This window comes from Pedobacter sp. GW456-11-11-14-TSB4 (genome assembly GCF_059424425.1).
The window spans coordinates 1-623 of sequence record NZ_JBWKZK010000017.1 but is presented as its reverse complement, the minus strand read 5'-3'; the positions used below and the strand labels follow the sequence as shown (position 1 = coordinate 623).

Annotated in this window: 1 protein-coding gene; it reads left to right on the top strand. The window is 48.3% G+C overall.

Translation table 11 applies throughout. The annotated features are described in order from the left end of the window. On the top strand, window positions 1-623 hold a 623-nt coding region (locus tag AC07XU_RS18340), incomplete at both ends, for a DUF7507 domain-containing protein (RefSeq protein ID WP_494945086.1).

The following is a 623-nucleotide window of genomic DNA, read 5'->3' as shown; positions in this document are numbered from 1 at the left end:
TACCCTGTTACGCCACCAACACCAGCCTGCCCAACCTGTACGGTTACACCAATTGTACAGACTGGAGCAATGACATTGGCTAAAGATGGTACCTACAATGATTTCAATGCAAATGGCAAGGTAGATGCAGGCGACCGCATCAACTATACCTTCGTGGTAACGAACACAGGTAACGTAACACTTACCAATGTTAGCGTAAGCGATGCAAATGCTATTGTTTCGGGTGGACCGATTGCCACACTTGCAGCAGGAGCGGTAAACAACACTACCTTTACCGGTTTCCACACCTTAACACAGGCCGAGATCGATAACGGAGGAGTGTTCAACGTAGCAACAGCAACAGGAAAAGATCCTAAGAACAATACCGTAACGGCGAACTCTACAGATCCTACGCCATTGGCGCCGACCGATCCTAGCTACCCTGTTACGCCACCAACACCAGCATGCCCAACCTGTACGGTTACACCAATTGTACAGACTGGAGCAATGACATTGGCTAAAGATGGTACCTACAACGACTTCAATGCAAATGGCAAGGTAGATGCAGGCGACCGCATCAACTATACCTTCGTGGTAACCAACACAGGTAACGTAACACTTACCAATGTTAGCGTAAGCGATGC